The organism is Luteolibacter pohnpeiensis (assembly GCF_016595435.1).
Taxonomy (GTDB): domain Bacteria; phylum Verrucomicrobiota; class Verrucomicrobiia; order Verrucomicrobiales; family Akkermansiaceae; genus Luteolibacter; species Luteolibacter pohnpeiensis.
Genome location: NZ_JAENIJ010000013.1, coordinates 48,306 through 73,860, shown reverse-complemented (window position 1 = coordinate 73,860; position 25,555 = coordinate 48,306). Strand labels below are relative to the sequence as shown.

General features: G+C 55.5%; 28 protein-coding genes. 15 read left to right on the top strand and 13 right to left on the bottom strand.

The features are described 5' to 3' along the window. Positions 1 to 75 precede the first annotated feature (75 nt). Entirely contained in the window at positions 76 to 2,124 is a 2,049-nt protein-coding gene (locus JIN85_RS09880) for a TonB-dependent copper receptor (RefSeq protein ID WP_200270162.1), read from the top strand. 72 nt (positions 2,125 to 2,196) lie between these two features. On the opposite strand, the gene JIN85_RS09875 is transcribed toward JIN85_RS09880, so the two are convergent. From JIN85_RS09875 to JIN85_RS09850, 6 genes are all read right to left on the bottom strand, one after another. Then, a complete protein-coding gene (locus tag JIN85_RS09875) occupies positions 2,197 to 2,721 on the bottom strand; it encodes a hypothetical protein (RefSeq protein ID WP_200270161.1) in 525 nt (174 codons plus the stop codon). Then, positions 2,718 to 3,872: an ABC transporter permease gene (locus JIN85_RS09870; protein ID WP_200270159.1), complete on the bottom strand. Its 1,155-nt coding sequence runs from the start codon at positions 3,870 to 3,872 to the stop codon at positions 2,718 to 2,720. Before JIN85_RS09870 ends, JIN85_RS09875 begins: the two co-directional genes overlap by 4 nt. Before the next feature lie 38 nt (positions 3,873 to 3,910). After that, on the bottom strand, positions 3,911 to 5,050 hold the full coding sequence (locus JIN85_RS09865; RefSeq protein ID WP_200270157.1) for an ABC transporter permease: 1,140 nt from the start codon (positions 5,048 to 5,050) through the stop codon (positions 3,911 to 3,913). A gap of 3 nt (positions 5,051 to 5,053) precedes the next feature. Next, on the bottom strand, positions 5,054 to 5,746 hold the full coding sequence (locus JIN85_RS09860; protein WP_200270155.1) for an ABC transporter ATP-binding protein: 693 nt from the start codon (positions 5,744 to 5,746) through the stop codon (positions 5,054 to 5,056). Then, positions 5,743 to 7,128, bottom strand: a complete 1,386-nt coding sequence (locus JIN85_RS09855; protein WP_200270153.1) for an efflux RND transporter periplasmic adaptor subunit — start codon at positions 7,126 to 7,128, stop codon at positions 5,743 to 5,745. The genes JIN85_RS09860 and JIN85_RS09855 overlap by 4 nt, the downstream gene beginning before the upstream one ends. Before the next feature lie 97 nt (positions 7,129 to 7,225). After that, positions 7,226 to 7,630, bottom strand: coding sequence for a hypothetical protein (locus tag JIN85_RS09850; protein ID WP_200270151.1), 405 nt, complete (start codon positions 7,628 to 7,630; stop codon positions 7,226 to 7,228). Between the two features lie 66 nt (positions 7,631 to 7,696). Between JIN85_RS09850 and JIN85_RS09845 the strand changes: the two genes are divergently transcribed. Then, positions 7,697 to 8,338 carry an HAD family hydrolase gene (locus JIN85_RS09845; protein ID WP_200270149.1) on the top strand — a complete coding sequence of 214 codons (642 nt, stop codon included), beginning with the start codon at positions 7,697 to 7,699 and terminating at the stop codon, positions 8,336 to 8,338. 5 nt (positions 8,339 to 8,343) lie between these two features. Here JIN85_RS09845 and JIN85_RS09840 read toward each other — a convergent pair whose 3' ends face one another. Beyond that, positions 8,344 to 8,865: a C40 family peptidase gene (locus JIN85_RS09840; RefSeq protein WP_200270147.1), complete on the bottom strand. Its 522-nt coding sequence runs from the start codon at positions 8,863 to 8,865 to the stop codon at positions 8,344 to 8,346. A 43-nt stretch (positions 8,866 to 8,908) separates the two neighbouring features. After that, a complete protein-coding gene (rdgB, locus tag JIN85_RS09835; protein ID WP_325108938.1) occupies positions 8,909 to 9,502 on the bottom strand; it encodes an RdgB/HAM1 family non-canonical purine NTP pyrophosphatase in 594 nt (197 codons plus the stop codon). Positions 9,503 to 9,580: 78 nt separating this feature from the next. Between rdgB and JIN85_RS09830 the strand changes: the two genes are divergently transcribed. The 5 genes from JIN85_RS09830 to JIN85_RS09800 all read left to right on the top strand — a co-directional run bounded on the left by JIN85_RS09830 (position 9,581) and on the right by JIN85_RS09800 (position 15,949). Next, a complete protein-coding gene (locus JIN85_RS09830; RefSeq protein ID WP_200270145.1) occupies positions 9,581 to 10,057 on the top strand; it encodes a thioredoxin family protein in 477 nt (158 codons plus the stop codon). A gap of 104 nt (positions 10,058 to 10,161) precedes the next feature. Further along, positions 10,162 to 13,395 carry a class I tRNA ligase family protein gene (locus JIN85_RS21945; RefSeq protein ID WP_325108935.1) on the top strand — a complete coding sequence of 1,078 codons (3,234 nt, stop codon included), beginning with the start codon at positions 10,162 to 10,164 and terminating at the stop codon, positions 13,393 to 13,395. Between the two features lie 68 nt (positions 13,396 to 13,463). Then, positions 13,464 to 14,243 (top strand): hypothetical protein, encoded by a 780-nt coding sequence (locus tag JIN85_RS09810; RefSeq protein ID WP_200270143.1) that lies wholly within the window; start codon positions 13,464 to 13,466, stop codon positions 14,241 to 14,243. Beyond that, positions 14,221 to 14,997 (top strand): hypothetical protein, encoded by a 777-nt coding sequence (locus JIN85_RS09805; protein ID WP_200270141.1) that lies wholly within the window; start codon positions 14,221 to 14,223, stop codon positions 14,995 to 14,997. The genes JIN85_RS09810 and JIN85_RS09805 overlap by 23 nt, the downstream gene beginning before the upstream one ends. A 70-nt stretch (positions 14,998 to 15,067) precedes the next feature. Next, positions 15,068 to 15,949 carry an endonuclease/exonuclease/phosphatase family protein gene (locus JIN85_RS09800; protein ID WP_200270138.1) on the top strand — a complete coding sequence of 294 codons (882 nt, stop codon included), beginning with the start codon at positions 15,068 to 15,070 and terminating at the stop codon, positions 15,947 to 15,949. A gap of 239 nt (positions 15,950 to 16,188) precedes the next feature. Here the strand turns inward: JIN85_RS09800 and JIN85_RS09795 are convergent, their stop codons facing one another. From JIN85_RS09795 to JIN85_RS09780, 3 genes are all read right to left on the bottom strand, one after another. Then, positions 16,189 to 17,037 carry a glycoside hydrolase family 16 protein gene (locus JIN85_RS09795; protein WP_200270136.1) on the bottom strand — a complete coding sequence of 283 codons (849 nt, stop codon included), beginning with the start codon at positions 17,035 to 17,037 and terminating at the stop codon, positions 16,189 to 16,191. Further along, on the bottom strand, positions 17,034 to 17,735 hold the full coding sequence (locus tag JIN85_RS09790) for a phosphatase PAP2 family protein (RefSeq protein ID WP_200270134.1): 702 nt from the start codon (positions 17,733 to 17,735) through the stop codon (positions 17,034 to 17,036). The genes JIN85_RS09795 and JIN85_RS09790 overlap by 4 nt, the downstream gene beginning before the upstream one ends. 483 nt (positions 17,736 to 18,218) lie before the next feature. Next, entirely contained in the window at positions 18,219 to 18,497 is a 279-nt protein-coding gene (locus tag JIN85_RS09780) for an EF-hand domain-containing protein (protein ID WP_200270130.1), read from the bottom strand. A gap of 111 nt (positions 18,498 to 18,608) precedes the next feature. Here JIN85_RS09780 and JIN85_RS09775 point away from each other — a divergent pair, with 111 nt between their 5' ends. From JIN85_RS09775 to rpmA, 7 genes are all read left to right on the top strand, one after another. Continuing rightward, the gene (locus JIN85_RS09775) at positions 18,609 to 18,776 is read left to right on the top strand and encodes a hypothetical protein (RefSeq protein ID WP_200270128.1); all 168 of its coding nucleotides are present in this window, start codon (positions 18,609 to 18,611) and stop codon (positions 18,774 to 18,776) included. Positions 18,777 to 18,787: 11 nt separating this feature from the next. After that, positions 18,788 to 19,168, top strand: coding sequence for a hypothetical protein (locus tag JIN85_RS09770; protein ID WP_200270126.1), 381 nt, complete (start codon positions 18,788 to 18,790; stop codon positions 19,166 to 19,168). Between the two features lie 57 nt (positions 19,169 to 19,225). Next, a complete protein-coding gene (locus JIN85_RS09765; protein WP_200270124.1) occupies positions 19,226 to 20,074 on the top strand; it encodes a GH25 family lysozyme in 849 nt (282 codons plus the stop codon). Positions 20,075 to 20,133: 59 nt separating this feature from the next. Then, positions 20,134 to 21,822: an apolipoprotein N-acyltransferase gene (gene lnt, locus JIN85_RS09760; RefSeq protein ID WP_200270122.1), complete on the top strand. Its 1,689-nt coding sequence runs from the start codon at positions 20,134 to 20,136 to the stop codon at positions 21,820 to 21,822. Between the two features lie 192 nt (positions 21,823 to 22,014). Continuing rightward, positions 22,015 to 22,710, top strand: coding sequence for a D-Ala-D-Ala carboxypeptidase family metallohydrolase (locus JIN85_RS09755; protein WP_200270120.1), 696 nt, complete (start codon positions 22,015 to 22,017; stop codon positions 22,708 to 22,710). Positions 22,711 to 22,955: 245 nt separating this feature from the next. Then, entirely contained in the window at positions 22,956 to 23,270 is a 315-nt protein-coding gene (gene rplU, locus JIN85_RS09750) for a 50S ribosomal protein L21 (RefSeq protein ID WP_200270118.1), read from the top strand. A 24-nt stretch (positions 23,271 to 23,294) separates the two neighbouring features. Continuing rightward, complete coding sequence (gene rpmA / locus JIN85_RS09745; protein WP_200270116.1) at positions 23,295 to 23,549, top strand: 50S ribosomal protein L27; 255 nt, start codon at positions 23,295 to 23,297, stop codon at positions 23,547 to 23,549. 104 nt (positions 23,550 to 23,653) lie between these two features. Here rpmA and JIN85_RS09740 read toward each other — a convergent pair whose 3' ends face one another. Next, positions 23,654 to 24,067, bottom strand: a complete 414-nt coding sequence (locus tag JIN85_RS09740; RefSeq protein ID WP_200270114.1) for a hypothetical protein — start codon at positions 24,065 to 24,067, stop codon at positions 23,654 to 23,656. Between the two features lie 80 nt (positions 24,068 to 24,147). On the opposite strand from JIN85_RS09740, the gene JIN85_RS09735 reads away from it, so the two are divergent. Continuing rightward, on the top strand, positions 24,148 to 25,104 hold the full coding sequence (locus JIN85_RS09735; protein WP_200270112.1) for an endonuclease/exonuclease/phosphatase family protein: 957 nt from the start codon (positions 24,148 to 24,150) through the stop codon (positions 25,102 to 25,104). 53 nt (positions 25,105 to 25,157) lie between these two features. Here JIN85_RS09735 and JIN85_RS09730 read toward each other — a convergent pair whose 3' ends face one another. After that, positions 25,158 to 25,481, bottom strand: coding sequence for a hypothetical protein (locus JIN85_RS09730; protein ID WP_200270110.1), 324 nt, complete (start codon positions 25,479 to 25,481; stop codon positions 25,158 to 25,160). Positions 25,482 to 25,555 lie beyond the last annotated feature (74 nt).

Genomic DNA, 25,555 nt, shown 5'->3' with positions numbered 1-25,555 from the left:
CACTCACATGAATCATTTTCTACCCGGATCGCCTGATAACAGGTCGTTCCAGCTATTTCGATTTTACCCATTTCCATGAAACCAAAGTCCATTGTCCGTAATTCTCACCTCTTCATTTCTCTTACACTTGCCGGATTTTCCACCGCATCTGGTGCAGTCACTGCCGTTCCAACTGATGGCACGTTGCAATCGTTAGAGCCGATCATCGTTACAGCGTCGGCATCGACGGAATCTCCACTCGAAACGATTATCGATACCTCCAATGCGGCGCAACCGATCCCTGCTCAGGATGGCGCCGACATGCTCAAACTGGTTCCCGGATTTTCCGTTTCACGAAAAGGTGGCTCGGGTGGCGAACCAATCTTGCGCGGCCAGTCAGGCTCCCGCATCGGCATCCTATTGAATGGCGAGACGCTATTTGGCGGCTGCCCGTATCGGATGGACCCGCCGACCGCTTACATTTTTCCAAATGCATTTGATCAGGTCAGAATTCTGAAAGGACCGCAAACCGTGATTTATGGCCCCGGAAATTCGGCCGGTGTGGTGCTATTCGAGACCAGTTCCTATCAGTTGGAGTCGACCGGCACTTCCGTGGATGCATCCGCCACCTATGGAAGTTATCAGCGGAACGATCAGGATATCGAGATCACCACCGGCACACCGGATGTGTATCTCAAACTCGGCTACAACCATACCCAGTCCGATGATTATGAAGACGGCGATGGCAACAAGGTTCACTCCAACTACGATCGTTGGAACACCCACGCGGCGATTGGCTGGACACCGGATAGCGACACCGTGCTGGAGTTGTCTGGAGGCCTCAGCGAAGGGGAAGCCGCCTATGCGGGAAAGTCGATGGACGCGACTCAGCTCGATTATCAAAACCTGGGACTCTTCTTTCAGAAAAAGAATGTGTCGGACTTGGTATCAAAAATCGAAGCACGCTTCGCATACAATTACGCGGACCACGTCATGGATGATTTTCGTTTGAGAACGCCAGGCATGATGTCGATGGGAGAAGCGGAAGTCGACCATCAGGTGTGGTCCGGGAAATTTCTAACCGAACTTAAACCCGCTGATGGCACGCTCGTCACCGCGGGTGTGGACTTCCGGGATTCGCGCCATCGTAATTATGACAGCGGGAGCTGGGTGACCGATGGAGAAATCAATGACATCGGCATTTTCACCGAACTTTCACAAGATCTCACGCCGAACAGCCGCCTCATCGCCGGAGCTCGCGCGGACCGGTGGAATGCCGAAGACAAACGTGAAACGATCTGGTCTGGCAGCATGATGATGGGAAGTTATGTCGATAATCCAACAGCTGGTGAAGATCGGATGGAAGTGATGCCATCCGGGTTCATTCGCTACGAACAGGATCTAACCGCCATCCCTGCGAAAGCTTACATCGGAGTCGGATATACGGAACGCGCGCCGGACTATTGGGAACTTTTCCCGAACCCCAGCACGAACAGCATCAGCTCTTTTGATACTGATCCCGAAAAAACCGTTCAGCTTGATGCGGGACTGAATTATCAGGATGGACCGCTCACAGCGTGGACTTCCGGGTTCATCAATCGTGTCGATGATTACATCCTTTACCAAAGCAATTACCCGATCGATTCGATGAGCACGGGCACCGTGACCAGAAACGTCGACGCTTGGTCCTGGGGTGGCGAAGCCGGTGTTAGTTATGAATTTCTCAAATACTGGAAGGCTGATACCAGCATCAGCTACGTCTGGGGAAAAAATCGCACCGATGACCGGGCCCTGGCCCAGCAACCTCCGTTAGAAGGCAAAATCGGACTCACTTATGCGAGGGATAACTGGTCTGTGGGCGGACTCATGCGCCTCGTTTCTGCTCAAAATCGCTACGCGGAAGATCAAGGAACAATCGTAGGACAAGACCTGGGAGCTACCGGCGGCTTCGGCGTATTTTCGTTGAACGCGGATTGGCGTGTCACAAAAAATACAACGTTGGCTGCCGGTGTGGATAACCTGTTCGACAAAACCTACGCCGAGCATGTGAATACCGCAGGCACCGATGTCGTGGGTTACACGACCACCACCCGCGTCAATGAACCAGGCCGGGTGTTCTGGATGAAGCTGTCGCTCAAATTCTGAAGCGTTCCGGTTTTATGTTTACGATGGGTGCCGTAGTTGAGTGCTACGGCACCCATTTTGATAGAACGCCGATCAGTTGGCAACATGCAGCGATGAGGCGTTGATCACCAGAGCTTCCGGCGTCGATGATTGATCCAAGGTTCCGGTTAGCGTGACACTGCTGAGCTCTTTCAGGCCGTGATTGCCTTTAACGGACGTTTTCAAAACCCGCCCGTCCTCACCCAAAATCTGGATGGTTGCGGTTGCCTTACTGATGGCTTCTTTCGTTTCGCAACAAGCATCCCACGGAGTCTCACACTCATCATCCGGCATGTCATTGCAGGCCGTAATGACTTCAGGATCGCCTAAAACGAATGCCGCACGGCCATCGACAAACGGAAACTTGCGGCCCATCACCCGGCCGGAAATGGTCACGGCATCGCCCGGCTTGGCAGTTTCGCGAATCAAATGGATCGGCTGGGCATCCGGCGGTGCGGAATCGGTGAAATAAGCATCTAACGAGATTGCCGGTTCATGGGTGACCGCGACAGATGGTTTTTTCCCGCAGGAAGTGAATAGGAATAACGAAGTAAGTGAAATCAGCGGTAGAGTCTTCATGATGATCGTAATGCGGTGGGAAGTTGGGGTTTGAGACAACGAATGGCTGGAGGCAACGCACCGAGCAGACCGAGAGCGAGGCCAGTAAAAAGTCCGGAAAAGGTTACGGCTGGGGTAATGGACATCGTGAACGCACCGATCGAAAACGGGATCGTTTTTCCATCGAGAAACAACAACGCAACCACCGAGGCAATGAGAGTGCCGGTCAGGCATGCAAGCAGGCTTTCCTGAACCAGACTTGTTAGAATCGCAAATCTGGTGAAGCCGATTGCCTGCAAGGTCGCGAGTTCCCGAATCCGCGAAGCAAATGCCGCATAAAGGGTGTTCAATCCACCGAACAAGGCGCCGGCGGCGACAAGACCTGCGGTGATCCATGTCATCACCCGCAATGGTTTAAAAAATTGCGAGAGGTGAGCGTAGTAGTCACTCTCACGCATCGCCGTCAGTTCCAAATCGAGCCGCTGCTTCGAGAACAGATCCGCCTCTGAAAAATCATCCGGAGTTTCCATTCGCAAAACCACACACGATACCGTGTCACGTTGGGAGAGCGTTCGGAGATCGGACAAGGTCGCCCAGATTTCCGATTCCATCACGGTTCCCGGTGCGGCAAAAACGCCGGAGACCTTCATTTCGGCTCCATCTAACAACACCGACTTCCCGACTGCCAGAGACGAAGCATCCGCAAACCCCAGCTTGCGCCAGGCGAGTTCACCGGCCATCAATTCGCCCGCTTGCGGAAAAGTTCCTTCTAACAAACGAACCTCAGGATGAACCACCATGGCCTGTGGTGACACACCCCGGAAGAGCCCCTGCCCGCGTTTGCCATCGGGTGTTTGCAGGAAGGTCATGTAGTGAATTTCCGTCGACACCGCCGGAGTTCCAAGCGGATGAGCCACTCCCGCTACTGCGGAAGCGGCGATGCCGGCCGTTTGTTCGGAGACCTCACTGCGTTGCATGCTTTCCTCACTTCCAGTCCCGATCAGAATCGCATTCAAGGGAGATCCGGATGCCGAAAGCACTTCTTTCATCCCAACATTCAATGCTGCAGCAGCCATGACTAACAACACCACCAGCGCACTGCCACCCACCGTCTGCGCGAGGCGGGATTTGTCGCGGAATAAGTTCCGCAAGGCATAGGTGAAGGGTAACATGAGCGAACGGGCGATTGGTGATATCTTCGACTTCGGTTTTAGCCGCGCAGACTTTTTACAATGGGTTGTTGGATGGCTTGCAGCGCCGGCAGGATGGACGCCACAACTCCGAGCAAAAGAGCCGCCGCAATCGCGTTCACGGCTGTCTGAAATTCCGGGATCACGGCCAGGGTGTGCCCTTCACTGCCGAGCGTGAAACTTTGCCAGCGAAGAAATGTCCAGGCGAGGCCGGTTCCGAGGACACCGCCTAACAAGCCGAGCATCCCACCTTCACTCATGACCAAAAACAGGATCGCGCGCGCGGGATAGCCTAGTGTTCGGAGCACGGCGTTTTCTTTAACTCTACCGCGCACGACCAACAAAATTGAATTCGCAACCAGCGCGATCACCGCCAGCACCGCCCCCAGCGCCAGCCAGCGGGTGAATCCGATCAGTTCAATCAGCTGGCTCGCCGTTTCTGCGAAAAATGCCTTTTCCGGCCGGGTATTGGTAGGTTGCTGATCAGACTTGAATCGCAGATCAATCGCTTCCGCTACCGGCTTCAAATCCGCAGATGAATTCACCCGGACATTGAATTGCGTGACCACCCCGAGACCGGCTCGCGATGCCTGTTGCAGGAAGGGCAGCTTCACATAAGCGACGTTGTTGTCCTGAGCGAAGGGAGATTGGATAATACCGGCGACATGAACCGTGACGCCAACCGCATCAAACCGATCTCCCGGATGAAGGCCGCGCCGGCGTGCAAATTGTTCGCCTAACAACGCTCCATCATCGCGCCGTTCCCATTCGCTGATATCGCCGGAAACCACTTCGATTTCCGGAGCGAATTTCCGCAACAAACCATCGGGCACCCCGCGAAAGGTGATCACATCGAGACTCGCTCCGCAGTTATTGACCACGATCTGAATGGGGATCACTTCGCGAACTCCCGGGATCTGGCGGATTTCATCGGCATAATATTCCGGCAGACGGCTGGTATTCGGACAAAACCGATTTTCCCGATATACGACGAGTGTCGTATCTGCCGCAGTTTGCTCGGTCGCCTCGGCGAGTGAATCCTGCAAGGTCTCAACCGCCATGAACAAAAACATGCCAGAGGCAACGCCGAGAACGGTTAGAATCGTCCGCAGACGATACCGTATCAATTGTTTCCAGGCGAGTGAAAGAAGTCGGATCATCGGTTAGGGATGCGGACCGGGTGCAGTTTCTAACAAGACACCCTTTTCCAAATGCAGGACTCGATCGGCAGCAGCGGCGGCAGTCGGATCGTGTGTGACCATGACGATGGTTTTCCCATGATCGCGGGTGAGACTGCGTAACAGATCAAGAATCCGATTGGCGGACTCACGGTCGAGATCTCCCGTTGGTTCATCCGCGACGAGCAAAGCCGGATTGGTCACCAAAGAACGGGCGATCGCAACCCGCTGTTCCTGTCCGCCGGAAAGTTCGGCAGGTGTGTGATCCGCGCGATCCGCGAGGTCGACCAATTCCAATGCGGCGCTCACTTTCGCGCGCCTGTCCCGCCTGGAAAGTTTCGTGAGGAGTAACGGAAGCTCAACATTCTCAAAAGCACTCAGCACCGGAACCAAATGATAGAGCTGGAAAATGTAGCCGACGCTGCTCGCGCGCCAGCGGGTCAACTCTCGCCGGGACAGCTTTGAAATATCCTGTCCGTTGATCAGCAACTCGCCGGAGGTCGGTGAATCGATCCCGGCAATCAGGTTCAACAGCGTGGTTTTCCCTGAACCCGAAGGGCCCATCAGGGCGAGGAACTCACCCTGCGGCACCTCAAGATCAAGCGCGGAAAGCGGGGTGACCAGATTCGGCCCCTTGCGATACGATTTGCTCAGCGCGCGGCAGGAAATAAGACTCATGAGGGATCGGATGTCGGATGAACGCGTTGTCCACTGCGCAGGTTTTCCGGATTGAGAACCACGCGCTCGCCGGCGCGAATGCCCTCACGAATACGTTGGTAACCCTCCCGTGTTTCATCCGCCGGGATTACACTGCGGCGTTCCACCCGTTGACTGGCAGGATCATAAATCCAGGCCGAGTTGTCCGGCTGGAGCGCCTCTCGGGGAATGTAGATCGATAGGTTGGACGATGCTTTCGTTTCACGTGATCCAGCTTCAAGGAATTCGACACGGCATAGCATTTCCGGCCGGAGTTTGTCGTCTGGAGCCTCAATTCGGACCTTTGCCTGAAGTGTGTTGCGCTGCAAGTCCGCCTCGCCCGTGATGCGTGTGACCTCGCCGTGGAAAATTTGATCCGGCAGCAGGTTGCAGCGGATGTTCGCCATCTGGCCAACACTCAAGCCCGATGCATCGGCGAGCGGAACATCCACCCGGACCTGCAGATGCTCCGGTTGGTAAAGGATGGCGATGGTCGCGCTGTCGACCTCATCCATACCCAGCATTTTTTTCTGCCCGGGCGCTGCCATCAGCCGAAGAACCCGGCCATCGATCGGGGAAAGGATGCGCGTCCGCTGGTGGGCGAGCTCGGCTTTTGCGAGCGCCGCCTTTGCCGCATTCACCTTCGCCTCCATCGCGGTGGCTTCGTAGGCGATCCGATTGAAATCCTCACTGATGGCATCGATGCGCGCCTTGCGTTCGCCGATCGCTGCCTCTTTGCGGGTCTTGTTGAGGCGCGCCGCCACCCGCTGGCCTTCGCCGTAGTTGGCGCTTGAGGTGGTTTCGATCCGTTTGAGTTGATCGAGCGCCTCGTCCAGATCCGCTTGATCCGCCACCAGCCCGGCCTTCTCGGCCTCCAACTCCTGAATCCGCACCAAGGTTCCGGTGCAGTGCGCCTGGTAATTCGACTCCGCCATCTGCAATTCCGCTTTGGCCGTGTCGCATTCCAATTGGGTGTCGATCGCCACCAGCGTTGCCAGCAAATCGCCCTTTTTGACCGACTGCCCTTCCAACACATGGACCTCGTCGATCACGCCGTCCTGCAATGCCGTCGCCTTCACCGGCAGTGGATCCGGCTCAATCCAGCCGGATGCCTGAAATAGCATTTTGCCGGAAACTGGAGTCGATTTCGTATTCTGCAGCGCTTCCTCCAGCAGCAAGGCCGGAGCGATTTTCACCTCCGGGGAAGGCAGCAATTGGTCGCGGAACAAAAGCAGAAAGATCAGCACAAACCCCAGCAATATCCCCGCTGGCAAAAGCCAAGTCATGCGACGAAACACGCCGGCTCTCGGCGTGAAGCCGGATGGGGAAAAGTCAGATAGATGATTGGAAAAAAGATCGGACATCAATGGGATCGCTGAAAGAAAAGATGCTCATCACGGGGCGTGAACACGAGCACGGGTTTGAGGACGGAATCCAGACAAGCCGGATTGCCTCAACCTTTCAAATCAACAACCATTGGTGCCGTAGATAAATCGGCAGCGGATCAGGAGGGGCCGGATCGGGCAGCCATTTCAATACCAGATGTCCTGTCTGCTGCCGGTAGGGCTGCGGCAGCTCCACCTCAGGAATCACAGCAACCGCCAGCGGCGGCAGCTGGAGCGGATGCTGCACCAGCGAATCCGCGACCGGCTTCACCGTGATCATGCATTCGGATCGGTCCTGTTTTTGTGAATCCTTCGCGCACTTCGGACATTTGGCACAGGGACAATCGCCAGAGGTCACCATCTTGCCAGTCACGGTGCAAAAACGATGCGCCGAGCCTGCCGCGGGTAAAATCATCCCGAAGACAAACAGCAAGAACAACGCTTTTAGGCGATGTGACATCGAACCGATCCGTAACGCCATTTTTCAAAGACGCAAGTTCAGGAATCGACACTTGCCGATCCGGGCCAGCCGCGCCACGGATCTGGCATGGAGATTTCTGCGGTGCTTTTTGATTTCGACGGCGTGTTGGTGGATACCGAATGGGCGATCTATGACGCCTGGCACCGGACCTTTCGCAATCACGGTCAGAATCTTCCGCTCGAGACCTACACCCGATGCATCGGCTCCGATTTCGACACCTGGTCACCGAAAACCCATCTGGAGGAACTCACCGGAAAATCGTTCGACTGGCATGATCTGGACGCTCAGCGACAAGTCGAAATCCGCGCGGATCTGGCAGGTTCCGGTCCGATGCCGGGAGTGGTCGACTTGCTCAACAAGCTGACTCAACGCGGCATCCGGCGAGCTGTCGTTTCCAGTTCTGGCCATGAATGGGTCGATGGCTGGCTGGAAAAAATCGGTCTCACCGACCGGTTCGAAACCGTGGTGTGCCGTGGCGACGCGGCAAAAATCAAACCCGAGCCGGATCTCTACCAGGAAGCAGCCAAACGATTGGGGCTCGATCCGGCCAGTTGCCTCGTCATCGAAGATTCGCTCAATGGATTGAAGGCCGGCAAAGCCGCAGGCATGCCGGTCTGGGCAGTGCCGAACCGGGTGACCGCTTGCCTGGATTTCTCACAAGCCGATGCGATTTTCCCTTCGCTGACGGCGATGATCGACCGTTTTTGAAAAAATCAGAGCCCGGACGGGTGACGGACGACGTGACCGCTTCCGCCTCGTGTCTGCGGTTTCCAGCGTGGTCCGGATTCACCTCCAGGCCCGCCAGTGTCCAATCGCAGGCCTGCCACGGTCATGAAAACGTGGCCTTTGCGGACGTAGATATTGATCCAGTCACCGTATCCTTTTTTGCCGTAGTCGAAGAAATTGCCGGAGACCAGCGAACCGCGCAGCAGTCCAGACTCGCGCAGCACATAGGAAACCGTGCCGGAGCAATCGTAGCCATTGTCTTCGAACTTTGCGTGCCCGCCGCCCCATTTGTAGGGCTTGTTTTGCAAACGATTCCCGGCAGCAATCGCACGCTTCACCGCTGCGGGTGCTTTCCTCGGCGCGTAAGCGATCCCGCCTTTCAACAAGGCGGTTTTGCCGTTGTCGAACTGGTAGGACACCGGCTGCTTGACCTTGACCTGACTGGAACAGGAAACAGCCCCCAACCCGATGAGGAGAGTGGCAAAAAGTGGAAGCGACACGGATTTCATGGCGCCGAACTTACAAAATTTTGTTAATTTCAGCAAATAGTTTTTAGAATTTAGAGTTCAACCACTCCAAAGCTTTTGTCAGCGCGATCGACCGGTGGCTCAGCGCGTTTTTCACCGAATCGCCAAGTTCGGAAAAAGTTTCCTCGTAGCCCTCCGGGATGAAAAGCGGGTCGTAGCCAAATCCGCCATCGCCGCGCAGCTTTGCGATGATCCGCCCTTCAACTGCTCCGGTGAAACTCGCCTGCAGCTTGCCATCTTTAGCCAACACCATGGTGCAGCGAAATCTGGCGCTGCGATCCTCCTTTCCGTCCATCTCCGCCAGCAGTTTGGCGTTGTTCATCGCGTGATTTCCCTCTTCTCCGCCAAAACTGGATGACCAAACGCCAGGCGCGCCGCCCAAGGCATCGACTTCCAGTCCCGAATCGTCCGAAAGCACCCAGCCGGTCGCGTGCTTGCTGATCCCCTCTGCCTTCAGGGTCGCGTTTTCCAAAAAGGTCGTCCCGGTTTCCTCGATTTCCGGCAAATCGGGAAAATGCGTCACATCCAGAACTTCAAAATCCGCGCCGACGATGGAACGGATTTCCGCAGTTTTATGCGCGTTGCGGGTGGCGATGATCAAGGTTCGTGGAGCACTCACGCGCACTGGCTACCGCGTCCGGCCGAGCCAGACGAATTTTTTTTGAATAAATCCAAGAGTGTGCTCGCTTAAGGCATCATGAAAGCGATCACATGGCTCGCCGCCCTTACCGTCGGGATGGCTGCGGTCACCACCACTTCCTGCTCCGAAAACCAAAGCGTCGCGACTTCCAACGCCGAGTGGGGAACCAATATCGACACTGCGGTCAAACTGGCCAAAGCCGAGAATAAATCCGTGTTGGTCGAGTTCACCGGCTCCGACTGGTGCCCGCCCTGCATCATGATGCACAAGGAGGTCTTTTCGAAAGACGAGTTTCTGAATGAAGCTTCGAAGAACTTCGTTTTGGTCAAAATCGACCTTCCGCACAGCGATCCGGAACTCACCGAGGCCAACCAGCCAGTTGTTGAAAAATACAAAATCGACGGATTTCCATCGGTGCTTCTACTCGACTCCGAAGGCAAGGAATTCGGTCGGTTTTATGCTTCGGACTATCCGAAAACCGACCAGTTTCTAGCCCATCTCGACAAGATCCTGACGCTGCACCAGCCGAACTGAAAACCGCGCCTGTATTTCCCAACCCCGCCCGGCTTCACGTCGCGGCGGGGTTTTTCTTTTCAATCGCCCCTTCACTCACCACAGTCCCGCCTCCTTTTCCGACCATGTCCGACCGCCGCAAACCATTCCCCTTCGACGAATTCGAGCCAAAATGGCAGGCCCACTGGGATGCTGAAAAAACCTTCCGCACCCCGGGACCGGGCGACGAAGGGTTCGATCCCTCCAAGCCGAAGTATTACGTCCTGGATATGTTCCCCTACCCCAGCGGGGCCGGACTCCACGTCGGACACCCGGAAGGCTACACCGCCACCGACATCATCGGCCGCTACAAGCGGATGAAAGGATTCAACGTGTTGCACCCGATGGGCTACGATTCGTTCGGTCTGCCTGCGGAGCAATACGCGATCAAAACCGGCCAGCATCCGGCGATCACAACGGCGGCCAACATCGAAAATTTCCGCCGCCAGTTGAAGGCGCTCGGTTTCGGCTACGATTGGGATCGCGAAATCGCCACCACCGATCCGGAATACGTGCGCTGGACCCAGTGGATTTTCCTGCAGCTGTATTCGTCCTACTACGACGAAAACGCGCAACAGGCGAAGCCGGTTTCCGAGCTGGAAGCGAAAGGCTGGAGCCGCGCTGAAATCGACGCGGTGCGTCTGGCCTACGTCGCCGACACCCCTGTTTGGTGGTCACCCGATCTCGGCACGGTCTTGGCCAACGAGGAAGTCGAGGAGTGGAAATCGAAAGGCCACACTGTCGAGCGTCGCCCGTTGCGCCAATGGATGTTCCGCATCACCAAGTATTCGCAACGCTTGATCGATGAGCTGGAAACGCTCGATTGGCCGGACGGCATCAAGATGCTGCAGAAAAACTGGATCGGCCGCAGCGAAGGCGCGGAGGTCGATTTCACCATCGGCGATCGCACCGTTACCGTTTTCACCACCCGTCCCGATACCTTGTTCGGAGCGACCTACATGGTGCTCGCGCCCGAGCATCCATTCGTGCCGGAAATCACCACTGCTGAGCAAAAAGAGGCAGTTGAAGCCTATCAAAAAGCCTGTGCCTCCAAGTCCGATTTGGACCGCGGCGACCTGAACAAAGACAAATCCGGCGTCTTTACCGGAGCTTACGCAATCAATCCCGTAAATGGCGAAAGCATCCCGGTGTGGATCGCAGATTACGTCATGATGGGCTACGGTACCGGCGCCATCATGGCCGTGCCCGCACACGATGAACGGGATTTTGAATTCGCCGAGCGATTTGAGCTGCCGATCAAGGCAGTGGTTGGAAAGGAAAAAGAATGTGGCACAGGCGTCCCGCCTGTGGTGACAGACGCCGAATTTCCTACCATCTCCAATGGTGGCGAAGTTGTAAAAACACGCCGCAACCTCCCCCATTGGCAACAAGAAGGTCGTTACCATTTCATCACCTGGCGTTTGGCGGATAGCCTGCCGATGGGAAAATTGAACGAACTCCAAGAGCAGAAGGCCACCTGGATCGCCGCACATCCAGAACCGCATTCGCCGGAACTTGAGGAGGAATTCCACTCACGCTTCGGCGGAAAAATCGAACGATGGCTCGATGCCGGCGAGGGCGAATGCATTTTGAGTGAACCCAGCATCCGCAGAATTGTGGATGGCGCATTGCTGCATTTTGATGGCGAGCGCTATGAGCTGATCGCATCCGCCGTGATGCCAAATCATGTGCATGTGATCATTCGGATTTTCCCGGGAGAAGATCTGTCGAAAATCACGCATTCCTGGAAAAGTTTCAGCGCCAAGGAAATCAACCACGCACTTGGGAAAACGGGATCTGTTTGGCAGGATGAGTCGTATGATCGGATCGTGCGCTCGCAGGCTCAGCTCGAGACACTGATTGCTTATATCGAAGAGAACCCATCGAAGGCACGAATCGATGCAAGCAAGTCGAGTGTTTATGTGAGGCAGACCACAGGCGGGACGCCTGTGCCACAGTCTTCCAAGTCGGGCGGGACGCCCGCGCTCCCTTATTGCGAACATGGCTTCGCCATCAACTCAGGTTTCCTGGATGGCCTTCCAACAGCCGAAGCGAAAGCCAAAATGATCGACTGGTTGGAGGCAGAAGGCAAAGGCAAGCGCCGCGTTCAATACAAGCTGCGCGACTGGTTGTTCTCCCGCCAACGCTACTGGGGCGAGCCGTTTCCGATCACTTGGAAGGACGGCGAGCATCATCCTTTGCCGGATGCCGAGTTGCCGTTGTTGGCTCCGGAATTGGAGGACTACACTCCGACCGGAACGCCTGATCCGATGTTGAGCAAAGCGCGCGACTGGGTGGAACTGCCCGATGGATCGCTGCGCGAAACCAACACCATGCCGCAATGGGCCGGCTCCTGCTGGTATTACCTGCGCTACTGCGATCCTGGTAATTCCGAGCGCTTTATCTCCAAGGAAGCGGAGGAATACTGGAGCGATGACAAACCTGGAATGGTCGATCTCTACGTCGGTGGTACGGAACACGCCGTACTTCACCTGCTCTACGCCCGCTTCTGGCACAAGGTCTTGTTCGATCTCGGCCACGTCCGCACTCCCGAACCATTCCAGCGCTTGGTCAACCAGGGGCTGATTCTCGGTGAGGACAATCAGAAGATGTCCAAATCGCGCGGCAACGTGGTGAACCCGGACGATGTGGTTTCCGAGTATGGCGCGGATTCGCTGCGGCTTTATGAAATGTTCATGGGTCCGCTGGAACAGGTGAAGCCATGGCAGATGAAGGGCGTGGAAGGCGTTTCCCGCTTCCTTGCCCGGGTTTGGCGCGTCGCGTTCGAGCAGGATGGCGAAGGTGAATGGAAGCTCACCGACAAAGTCCAGGACGTGGAATGCACTGACAAGGAACTGCTGCGCGTGGTTCATGAAACGATCAAGAAAGTCGGCGAAGACATCGAGAAACTCAGCTTCAACACCGCGATCTCCCAAATGATGGTCTGCACCAATGCCTTCACCCAAGTGGAAGTGGTGCCGTTGAAAGAGTTCACTCAATTCCTCGCCGTGCTGAATCCGTTCGCACCGCATTTGACGGAAGAAATCCGCGACCGGATCGGAAAATCGACCGCGCTGCTTTCCGAAAGCAGCTGGCCGGAATTCGACCCCGCCGCGCTGGTGCGCAATGAGGTGGAATTGGTCATTCAGGTGAACGGCAAGTTGCGCGATCGGATCACGATGCCCAAGGACGCGGACGAAGAAGCGGTCAAGGCCGTTGCCTTCGAATGCCCACGGGTGAAGGAATACACCGATGGCAAGACGATCCGAAAGATCATCCACATTCCGAACAAGATCCTGAACATCGTGGCCACCGACTGAGCCACGGTTTCACAAAATTCTCACACAACCTGCATCAGGGATTCATCGTTTGAATTCCTAATGCAGACGTGATTGCCCGCCACTACCTCCAGCCAGATGCCAAGTCCTTGGACGACGCATCGGCAAAGGAAATTGCAGTCGCGGCACTCATCACCATCGGCGGCATGAGCTTTTACGGATTTTCCGTAGGCTTCTGGCGGTCGCCGCTGATGGGCGCGTTCGTGGCAGTAAAAATGCCGCTGCTGATTTTTCTGACGCTCGCCTGCAACGGTCTGCTCAACGGACTTTTCGGCATTCTATTGGGCGCCGGGTTCGCCTTCCGGCAATCGTTGCTGGCACTGCTCAATGCGTTTGCGGTCGCCGCGCTCATCCTCGGCTCACTTGCACCAGTCACGTTTTTGTTGGCGCTCAATGCTCCCGCTCCTGATGCTCCGGGAGCGGTCACCGCCCATGCGGCGTATCTGCTGACGCACACCTGCCTGATCGCCTTCGCCGGAATCATGGCGAATATCCGGCTGCATCAAGTGCTCGCGGCCAGAGCTGCCAGTCGGTTCGCCGCCAACGCGACCTTGGTTGCCTGGCTCGCCGGAAATGGATTTCTCGGGGCTCAGTTTTCGTGGATACTTCGTCCTTTTTTCGGTTCGCCGCATTTAGAGGTCGCCTTCCTCCGATCCGATCCAATGCGCGGCAATTTCTACCAGTCCGTCTGGCACTCATTTGACCGGATCACCCACGGCCAACCGATCCCCACTCTGGTCATTCTAACCATTTTCGCGTCCCTGCTTTTTTCCGTTTCCAAGCATTTGACTTCCAACCGCAAACGTTATGAACCCCGACGAGCCAACTAATCCGAAACCACCGGAAATCCACAAGCCGGTCCTGCCGCAGCCCGCTATCCCCGTCCAGCCCCCACCGCTGGAGCCCCCCGTGCCGGAAAACGCCGACATCCGCACCTTGATCGAAGCCCTGCTGCGCCGCCCGCATGCACTGGCCCAGCACCTGGCCAATCCCAAAAACGGAGCAACTCCGAAATTTGCCCTGATCAGCCTGATTTCGCTTCTGTTGTTTGGCATCGTTCTCGGTTGCTTCGCCAAACACGAACAGCTTTGGGCCGCCCCTTTGAAAATCGCTGCGGGCCTTCTCATTTCCGGCGCGATCTGCTTTCCCAGCCTCTACATTTTCGCGACACTCGCCGGCTCGCGCATCCAAGCGCAGCAACTTGCGGCTTGCCTGACTGGCGCACTCGCCCTTGCAGGCTTGCTGTTGCTAGGCTTTTCCCCGGCCATCTGGATTTTCGCAGAATCCACCAATTCCTTCGGCTTCATGGGCGCGCTCGGCATCGGAGCATGGATCATCGCTGTCTTTTTTGCCTTCAAGTTCCTCAAGCAAGTCATCTTCAGCAATGGCGGAACTCAGCGCGCTCCGTTAACCATCTGGTGTGCGGTATTTCTCCTGGTCACGCTGCAAATGACCACATCGCTTCGCCCCATCCTCGGGCGGTCACCGACGGTCTTGACCCAGGAAAAGAAATTCTTCCTCGAACATTGGTCGGAATATTTTGCTGAAAACCTCCCAACCACCGTGACTTTCACGGAGGAATAAACAAACGCATGGCATGCGCCGCGCTCCATGTTTCGTTTGTAGCTCTGCTCGGTATTTTGGCCAACTTATCATGAAATCCTTCCGCCGTTTGCTTTCCGTAGCACTTTTCATCCTGGCATTTTGGTCTCACCAAGCCGCTGCAGCTGATCTTCGATTCGTCGTCTGGAACATTGAGTGGTTCCCCGGTTTACGCCCAACCGCATCCGCTGAAGAGGCGGACAAGCACATGAAGGCCTGCCAAGCTGAATTGAAAAAGCTCAACCCGGACATCTTCGTCGCCGAGGAAATTCACGATTGGGCAGCTTTCAATGAATTAATCTCCGCAGTTCCCGGTCTAACCACCCATGTTGTCAGCAGTTTCACGGATCCAGCGACAGGCGAACTCCGCCCTCAACAAATCGGAATCGCCTCCAAACTCCCCTGCCACGGAGCGTGGTGGGAGCCCTGGAAAGCGAATGTTCCGAACATTTCCCGTGGATTTTCGTTTGCCGCTCTCGAATCCCCAGCTGGCCTGATCATGGTCTACGGCAATCATCTCAAGAGCAACGGCGGCAGCGACAAACCTGGCGGAGCCCAACTCGTCGCCGATATGCGGGCGGAGCAAACGAAGCAATTGCTGGCTCACCGCGAGGTGATCAAAGCTGCATTTGCCAAAGAAAAAATCTTCGGCTGGATCGCCGCCGGAGATTTCAACACGAATCACGACGGCCAATTTCCACTCTGCCATGTGGTCGATCTCATGACGAAGGGCGGTTACACCAACACTTGGGCCAACACGCCACGGGAAAAGCGCCTCACCTGGCGCAGCGAACCCGACAGCAAATTCGAACCAACGACCTTTGATTATATTTTTACCCAAGGCATTCCCAAAACAGATGCATTCATCATTGATGCTCCGCGCGAGCTATCCGATCACTACCCGGTCGGATTAGTGATAAAAACCGACTCTTGAGGTTTTGATAAGATAAGAACTCATCATGCCGGGATCGAGTTCAATTCCTCCGGAATGGTGTTAGCGGTGAAAAAGTTTGCGCATGATCAGTTGCCCAATATCGCCAGACTTTTCCGGTTTAGGCTGCTGCCCGTTGAGTGGATTCAGCGGGAATTTCATCAGACCTTCCACGGATCACTGCTAACACCATTCCAAAGGAATTGAATCGATGGTGAGAGAAAGCCCCGGGCGGTGTTATTTCATTTTTTTTGATAAACCCGCACCCAATCGACCAGCATTTGCTGGGGAAATACGGTGGCATCGTTCGGTGGCCCCGGCCAATTCCCGCCGACCGCCACGTTCAAAATGAGGTGAAATGGCTGGTCGAACGGAGCTGGGAATTTCCCGCCAGTCGAGCTCCATTGATTCTGAGTTTGGTAGAGTTTGCCATCCACATACCAGCGGATCTCACCTTCTTCCCACTCCAGGGCGAACACATGGAAATCGTCGCCGAAGTTGCCCTTCTTCAATTTGAACGGTTGACCGGTATGAACGTTGTTTGGCCAGCTCGCTCCGTGATGAAGTGTGCCATGGACCGTGTCCCATTCGTGGCCGACGAGTTCCATGATGTCGATTTCACCACTCGCCGCCCATCCACCGTAGGGCTCTTTGTCCGGCAACATCCAGATCGCCGGCCAAATCCCCTGCCCGCCAGGCAGCTTGGCGCGGATTTCAAAGCGACCGTATTTCCACGAAGCATGGCGTTTGGTCCGAACTCGCCCGGAGGTGAATTCTTTTTCGACGCCGCCTGATCCGAATTTTCCACGCCGAGCCTCGATCACCAGATTGCCATTTTCGACTCTCACATTTTCCGGCCTGTCCACATAGAACTGCAACTCGTTGTTGCCGCCGCCATGGCCATTTTCTTCGACCGACCATTTGGTGAAATCAATTTCCTTCCCCGCGAATTCGTCCGACCAAACCAGCTTCCAATCCGAGGGAGCTGAAATGCCCGACAGAGTCGTAACCCATAAAAACGCCAAAGTCCCAATCGTCCGCTTCATCATGATGCGATGTCCTTGAACGAAATCCTCGACGGCGTCGATCAATTCCCGACGACATCGCCTAGCGCCGCCGATCTCCGATCCCACCAGACCGCTATCACCCACGAACCCAGCGCCCACGCCGCGCCAAGTGCCCAGCCGGCCAACACATCGGTGGGCCAGTGAACTCCGAGGTAAACCCGACTCATGCCCACCAATAAGGTGATCAGAACGGAAAGCGAAATGAGGTAGATACGCATCGCCCGACTTGGTTGGGTCCGCGCCAGCAACAACCCCAACGTCAGCCAAACCACGGCCGACATTGTCGAGTGCCCACTCGGGAAGCTGGCATTGGAAACCACCGTGCCGTGCGAAATCAGATCTGGCCGTGGTCGGTCGTAGCCGCTCTTCAACCATTGCACCAAGGCCATTCCGCTTGTAATCGCGACTGCAATCACCACCGCGATGCGCGGCCTCCGCAACAGCACAGCGATGCCTATGGATGCCAGCGTCAGGCCTGTTAGAATGGTAAACCCGCCCAAGGCTGTTAGATCCCGACCGCTTTCCTCCAACCAGTCCGGCCCGATCGGCTCTGCCAAATCGCTGGGCTCGCGCATCGACAGCAAAATCTTCTCATCCCATTGGTGAGTTTCCCGTTCTCCCAATTCATCACTGATGCCGAGGAATGCCCAGAGACCTAATGACGCCAGCAACAAGGCCACAGGCATCAACGGCTCCTTCCGCCAGCGAATGAACAAGGCCAAAAATCTCTCAAATGTCCGAACTAGCACCATGAAGAGTTCGGTGCGCAATCCACAGCGTCAAATTGAAAAGCAGCCGTCGGCGCAGTCCAAACTCAGCCCGCAATTGGAATTGCCTGAAATCACTACCATCTGATAGCTCTGCAATCACCAATTCCCTATGAATCTATCCCCTTACCTACTAGGCGCCACTGGCATTGGAGCACCCGAACTATTTGTATTAGGAATGTTCGGGCTAATCGGATTCGGCGGCTTCCTGCTCTGGCTGTGGTCTCTCATTGCATGCATCCGCAACCCGAGGCTCAGTGACACCAACCGGATCATCGGCATCGTTCTAATTGTATGCCTAAATCTTCTCGGAAGTTTGATCTACCTATTCCTTCCCCGAGAACCATGAGAAGTTTCTAGCAGCTACTGATTTTGCTGCCCAGATCGTTGCATCAATGATGCTAAAAACGAATCTGGGCTGCATGAAAATGGTGAACTTCAGCCCTTGCGGCTCTTGATCGCAATCAGGATCTCCTCCTGGGACAGGAAGGCGTCGTGATTGGTATCAGCCTTGTTGAAAAGCGACTTCGGATCATCCGAGTTTGCCGCGACACGAGATTTCGAAAATTCGGCGTAGTCGAGCTTGCCATCGTGATTGGTGTCGAGCTCTGCGAATTTGGCTTCGAGCCGTTTGCCGTTCCCGCGCGATGGTGCCGCGCAGGCAGCAAGACATGTAAATCCGACAGTTAATAAAAGATAAGCAGTTGAGGTCTTCATCGTGATCACAAATGCATAACGAGCGCGATTGGTTACAAGAATTTCAGATTTTTTCGAACCACGCCCATTCGGGATTTACCCATTTCATGACATCCGCTTAGTTCGCATCCAATGAGCACCTTTTCCATCCGGCCCTATCAGTTGAGTGATATTGACGGGATTTATGCCGCCGCCCTTGAGTCGCGCGAACAAATCTCAAAATGGATGGGTTGGATCACGCCGGATTATTGCCGCGATCATGCGGAAGCGTGTGTCAAGAACGCCATCTCCAGCCACTAACAAAAAAATCCATGGAACCTCGACCGCTTTTCAGCATTCGCTCACTCGGAACATTGGGTGCCAGCCAATGCCTGATTTTCACCTTTGCGCTCACGGTGTTCGCTCCCTCCTTCACCGTGCCCATGCTGTTCTTCTGCCTTTTCGCGATCTCTCTCAACGCGGCCTGGAAGAAAACACCTGGCTGGTTTTGGCGAAGCTTTGCGATGGCTTCAGTCTTAGCTGGGATTGCGCTGTCGCTATGGGTTGCGCCGCGAAATGAGCAAATCGAGCTCGATGGATTATTTGCCACGCCAGTTCTGGTGTGGGCAGTTTATCTGGGCATCGGTCTTGCTCCGCTTGGCCTGATTTCCTCCGCCCACACTGCATTTGTTAGAATCCGGTGCAACTCGTAAGACTTGCCGAAACTCATCACTTCTTGCTTCCTGCCGAATCAGGTCGTTAGATAGGTCATGCGTTTTCTTTCGTTGGCAGGATTCGTCGCAACTTTGGCCATGCCATGGTTGCTGAACAGCTGTGGTGGGTATGGCCGGGTTGAGTTGGCCCAGGCTCCGAAAATCGTGAATGTCTCTTCCTACGATCCCAAAGAACGACAACGCGGAGGCGACTCCTTTTCGCAAAATGACGTTTCAGGGCTGAAGCAAAACGGTGCCCTGGGCCTCATCGCCCGGACCGGGAAAGGCCGCCTGATCGATGACAAATGCGCGGATTTCCTGAGCGCTGCCAACCGCCAGGGCATGTTGCTCGGCACCTATTACTTCGTCCTGGCGGACGTCGATCCCGTCTGGCAAGCGGATCGCTATCTTTCCCGCCTGAAGGAAATCACCTCCAGCCGCGGACTGCAGGGCAGAAAGATTTTGTTAGTCGGTGATTTCGATACCAAATCCGATCCCGGTGATTTCATCGCCTTCATCAATCGCATCCAACAGCGAACCGGAGTGCTACCGGTCATCTATCTGGAAAACAGCGCCCAGCTTCGCAGCACGCTCAGCAATGCAAGCTCCGCACAAAAACGTCGCATCCGCCAATGCCCATATTGGCTCGCGCTGTATTCCCACACCTCTGGATTCCGCACCCCCAAGGACCTGATGAATGCCTACGGGGTCTGGAATGATTGGGCGATGTGGCAATACGGCGGCGTGGAATGGTCCGGGCGCTCCATTTCCAAACACTACTATCATGGCCCGTGGAAATCCCCCGAATACTTTGGCACCATGGACAGGCCGCTGGAACACAATGCCTTCAATGGCACCCAGCAAGATCTTCGTAAATTCTGGGACCAACATTCCTGGGCTCCATAATACGGCTGCCAGCGCTTTTCGCAGTGGACCGGGGCGATCCCACGGTTGAAGCTCCGCGCATGGGAATTTTCGTAAAATCCAAACAGCCTCCGGCTTGGCTCAAATGGCCAGCCGCCATGCTGAGTGGTGGATTGGTCGGGCTCATGTTCGCACCATTCAACGCCACGTTTCTGGTTTGGATTGCGGTGATACCGTTGTTGTATGCGATTTGGTCGGTCGATGCAAAAACCGCCAAACGCCGCGCGGCGAAAGGATTTGCGCTTGGTTATCTCGGAGGAGTTATCGCCTTCGGGATCGAACTTTTTTGGCTGACTGAAGTTTCCACGCTCGGAGCGGTGCTTCTGCCGCTCTATTTGGCGATTTTCTGGGGTATGTTCGGCGCATTTGCCGCCACTTTGGGAAATCCACGTCGCTCGCGAGCGAAGCCGATCCTGCTCGCGCTTTACCTCGGGGCGGTATGGGGCGGCCTGGAATGGCTGCGCAGCTGGCTTTTCACCGGCTTCGGCTGGAACGGACTTGGCATCGCGTTTCACGACACCCGCTTGATTGCCCAATCGGCCGATTTGCTCGGCGTCACCGGGCTTTCGATGCTCGCGGTATTTTTCCAATCCGCCTGGCTGTATTCCGCTCAATCATCCGCCAATAAAACCACAGCAGCCCGGACATTGGGAATCACCGCTGTGATCCTGGCAGTGGTCATCGGCTACGGATTCTGGCGGATCCAATCCGAAAAAAAACGCGTCGCGGTTCCCCTGAAAGCGCTTCTGGTCCAGCTCAATATTCCTCAGGAAGCAAGCCAAAGGCTGTGGGACGGATTGAAGGTCAACCTGTCCTACGAGGACGAAACCGCGAAGGCGATGGAATCGCTCAAACCCGGGGATGCCCCCGACTGGGTTCTCTGGCCTGAAAGCGCACTCGGTGGCGAAATTTTCCGCACCAGTGACGGCGAATGGGGTGAGTGGGAACAGAACACCAGCACCATCCTCAACGTGCGGCGCGGCTACCCGCCATTCACCATCATCTACGGCTCCAACGAAATCGAGGCAGAATCCACTGAGGGCCAATTGTATCGAAAAAACGGCGGACACGTCTACAACGCGCTCGCCATCCGCTCGCCGGAGAACGACCTGCAAACCTTTCACAAACACCATCTGGTGATTTTTGGTGAAACCATCCCGTTCATCGATTCCATGCCGTGGCTGAAAAAAATCTACGCCGAGCAAGCCGGAGCCGAATGGGGAGGCTCGTTCACGCCAGGTGATTCCTTCGAACCTCTGACCGCACAAACCAGCGGTGGCCAGGAAATCGGCATCATTCCCAGCATTTGCTTTGAGGACACCGTGCCGCGACTGAACCGGCGCTTCGTCCGCTCCGGTCCTCAAGTGATTGTGAACGTCACCAACGATGGCTGGTTCGGCGAAAGCCAAGCGGCAGACCAACATTTCAACAACGCCCTGTTCCGGGCGATCGAATTGCGGCGCCCCATGCTGCGCTGTGCCAACACCGGCGTCAGTGCAGCGCTGGATTCCACCGGCAGCCTGCTCCAACCGCTCACCGGCAAACGCCAAGTTCTCACCGATGCAACCGGCAGCCATTTCACCAGTGGCGGCTTGCTGACCAAAGTCATGGTGCCGCTGAACCCAGCCACCACGCTTTACGCAACGATCGGAGATTGGGGCATCATCACCGTTGCTTTGGCTGGCTTCATCCTCGCCCTCGTTTCCCGACAGCAAGGTGTGACAGATTGATTTGCAAATCGCACGATACGCCAGAAATTCGGCGATCTTTCGGAATTCCGCGCACTTTCAGGTCATTTTACCTTGTCCGGGCCTCTCTCTCTGCTTGGGTAGCCGGGAATTTTCGCAAGTTGCCCGAGCCACGATGCAAAATGCTTGGCACGGAACGCGCTCCAAGCACTGAAACCCCAATTTTTCACCCCCATGTCGAACCAGCCAGTCCCCTCGCTCCCAATCGAAGACAACTTTCAACTGGTCAACCGCCGAGGGATTATGGGTTCAATGGGATTTGCCGGACTTGCTCTACTAGCATCCTCTACCCCGGCCAGCGCGTTTCTCTTTCATAAAAAAAGCGACACGCCGAAAATTATCGTGGTGAAGGGCAAGGCCAACGAAGCGGTCAAAGCAGCAGGCGTCAAAACTGACATCTGCATCGACAGCCTCCCGGACGAATGGGTCGAGCGCCACGGATCGCTCATCACCGACTACGACCGCTACCTCGCTTCTCTCAATCTTAAGCGCCTCAGTGCCCACCAAGTGGTCGAGGCACACGCAAAATCCCGCAACGGTGTCTGGAATACGCTCCCACCCAAGCAATGGTGGACTCGCATGGGCTACACCCTCCGCGTGATTGATCGCGTGGCGGTGGAACTCGACATGCCTGTCAAAAACGTCGTATCGGCCTATCGCTGCCCAGCCTACAACGCCCGCTGCCCCGGTGCGAAGAAAGGCTCTTGGCACCAAGCGAACGTCGCGGTGGATGTGCAATTCCCAGTCCGCGCGTCCGTAGTGACCGCAGCCGCTCGAAACCTTCGCGATCGTGGCTTGTTCAAAGGCGGCATCGGCAGCTACCCAACTTTCACCCACATCGATACCCGCGGAACCAACACCAACTGGTAAACGATCCGTTTTCCGGTCGGATTTCCGCTTCAGTATTTTCACCAAACCATGCGCTCGTGCTCCAAAGCCGGGCGCATTTTTTGATCAAAGGGTGACCCTAAACGAAAATTTTTCAGCCAATCTCCAGAGAAACGCGCAATCCTTTCACAGATTCTAAAAAAAATCCTTGCCCATCCCGGGGACCCGTGTTGTTGTCCCTGCCCGCCCGAACCGGCGGATAAATTCTCATTTTTTCCCTAACGGCCATGGCCTACGCAGTGATCAAAACCGGCGGTAAACAATACCGCGTCCAAGAAGGCGACAAATTCGATGTCGAGAAGCTCGACGCCGCCGTCGATTCCGAAATCACCTTCGACGAGGTCATCCTCGTTGGCGAAGGAGACAGCGTCAAAGTTGGCACTCCTAGCGTTGCAGGCGCTTCGGTTACCGCCAAGGTCCTCAGCCAACACCGCGGCCCTAAAGGCATCGCTTTCAAATTCAAGCGCCGCAAGGGATTCCACAAAACCAAAGGCTTCCGCCGTCACCTCACCAAGCTTGAGATCACTTCGATCGCAGGCTGAATCTAACTCAACTTTTCTACCACCATGGCCCACAAAAAAGGACAAGGTTCCGTTAAAAACGGTCGCGATTCACGCAGCAAACGCCTCGGCGTCAAAAAATTCGGCGGCCAAGCCGTAATCGCCGGCAACATCCTCATCCGCCAACGCGGCACGAAAGTTCATCCTGGCCTTGGCGTCGGTATGGGCCGTGATCACACCCTTTTCGCCCTCGTTGACGGCAAAGTTACCTTCGATCGTGAAGGCCGCCGCGTTAACGTGCTGGCTCCTGTGGAGGCTTAATTGCCCTCGCTGTCGAACGATACGTTTTCATACAAAAAGCCGCTTCCTTCGCCGGGAGCGGCTTTTTTGCTTCCTGACTTTGCAGGTTGGAAACTGGAAATGAGTTACTTCGCACCAACTGCTTTCTTCTGCTGCACCCGCTCGACAGGATCATCGCGCCACATGAATAGCGCCTTAACCACATCCCGGAAGTTCTCTTTCGTGTCGCCTTTGAATTCGTGCATTTCACGCTCGATTTGAACATTTTCAGCCTGAATTTCCTCCGTAGCATCCGTTGAAATATCGGCGTGATCCAATTGGTTAAGCAATGAAATGACACCGCCGTGGATGCTTTCAACGTGTTCACACAACTGCGCAACTTTACCGGACAAGGCACGGACATCAGCCTCATATTCGGTCCCGATTGTCCTGATTTCCAGTGCAGTAGCCATCGTTTTGGCACTGGTTCCCAACTCCAGCCATTCAGGAGTCATATCGTGATCCACCTCACTTTTGATATCTTGAATATTTTCGTTCATCTAACACGGGTAACCTCAAAATGGAGGAATGCCAAATTGGAACTTTTCCGCATCAACCTTCAGCCCAAGACTGCGCCGCGATGCTCCTGAAGAACGGAACCGGATCTAAATTGCTATTGGCAGCCTTCCTGGCCCTGACCCTTTCCTGCCGGAAAACCCAGGATCTCGGGCCACCCAAGACCGTTGCGGTGCGTGAAGACGGATTGCTGGAGCTCCAGGTCGCCAGCTTCAATATTCGATACGCCCACCAGGAGGATGATCCCCGTAATAACTGGCCGCACCGCATCGCCAAGGTCGTTCACATCATCCATGATATCGCCCCGGACGTTTTTGGCGTTCAGGAAGCACTCCATGGACCTGCTGCGGACCTCTGGGCCTCTCTCCCGGACTATGAGTTCTTTGGGGTTGGGCGGGAAGATGGAAAAAGAGGCGGCGAATACTCCGGCATTTTCTTTCTAAGATCGCGATTCGAATTGGATCAATCCGACTGCGGAACGTTCTGGCTTTCGTCCACTCCCGAAATCCCAGGCTCCATGACCTGGGGAAACACGCTTCCCCGCACCGCCACATGGGTTCACCTCACGGATCGCGCAACCGGACGCGGTTTTTACTTTTTCGACTCCCACTGGGATCATCGGAACCAAAATTCTCGCGAACACGCAGCGATGCTGATTGCCAGCCGGATCGATCAGCGCAAGTTCCCGCAAGACCCCGTCATTCTGGTTGGCGATTTCAATGCCATCGAAAACAACCCCGCTGTTGCCTTTCTTCGTGGCGAACGGGCGACAATCGATGGGAAAAAGCAAAAATGGCCGAATGGCTTGCTAGACACCTTCAACGCCCTTCATCCGAATGATCCAAATCGAAGAACCTTCCACCAATGGGAATCGGTTCGGCGCGGCGACTTCAAACTCGATCATATTTTGGTAACGCGGAACGCCAAGGTATTGAAGTCAGGAATCCAGTTTGAAGAACCTCCGTTTGCCTCGGATCACTACGCGGTCAGCTCACGGATCGTGTTCCCGCTCGGATCATGAATATCGCGCCTGAGCCTTTCGGCTCAGGCGGTTCACGTAGAACGAATCAAGAATCAGACCAAGCCTTGCTCGCGAAGTTCTTGGTCGACATCGTCTGACCGCGGAGTGCCGATGCCGGCATCGCGGATGCGTTGGATTTTCCGGCGGACGCCGAATTTGCTGCGAGGCCCGGTGACCAATCCGGCCACGCCGCCCACCAGAAATGGCATCACTGCCGCCACACCCACCGCTCCCAAACCGATGCCGATTCCGCGGCGCGCACCGCGGTTCATCAAATCACCTAACAACAACCCGGCAGCCGCACCAATCAACGCGGGAGCCGCCAGGGCACTGGTCTCAATCCATTCCGGAGTGGTATCCGAGTAATCATCTGCCATGACAAAACCTTAAACGCTCCGGAATCCGGCGACAACTCCGGAAAAAGAAAATGAGCAGCCGCATTCTCTCTTTT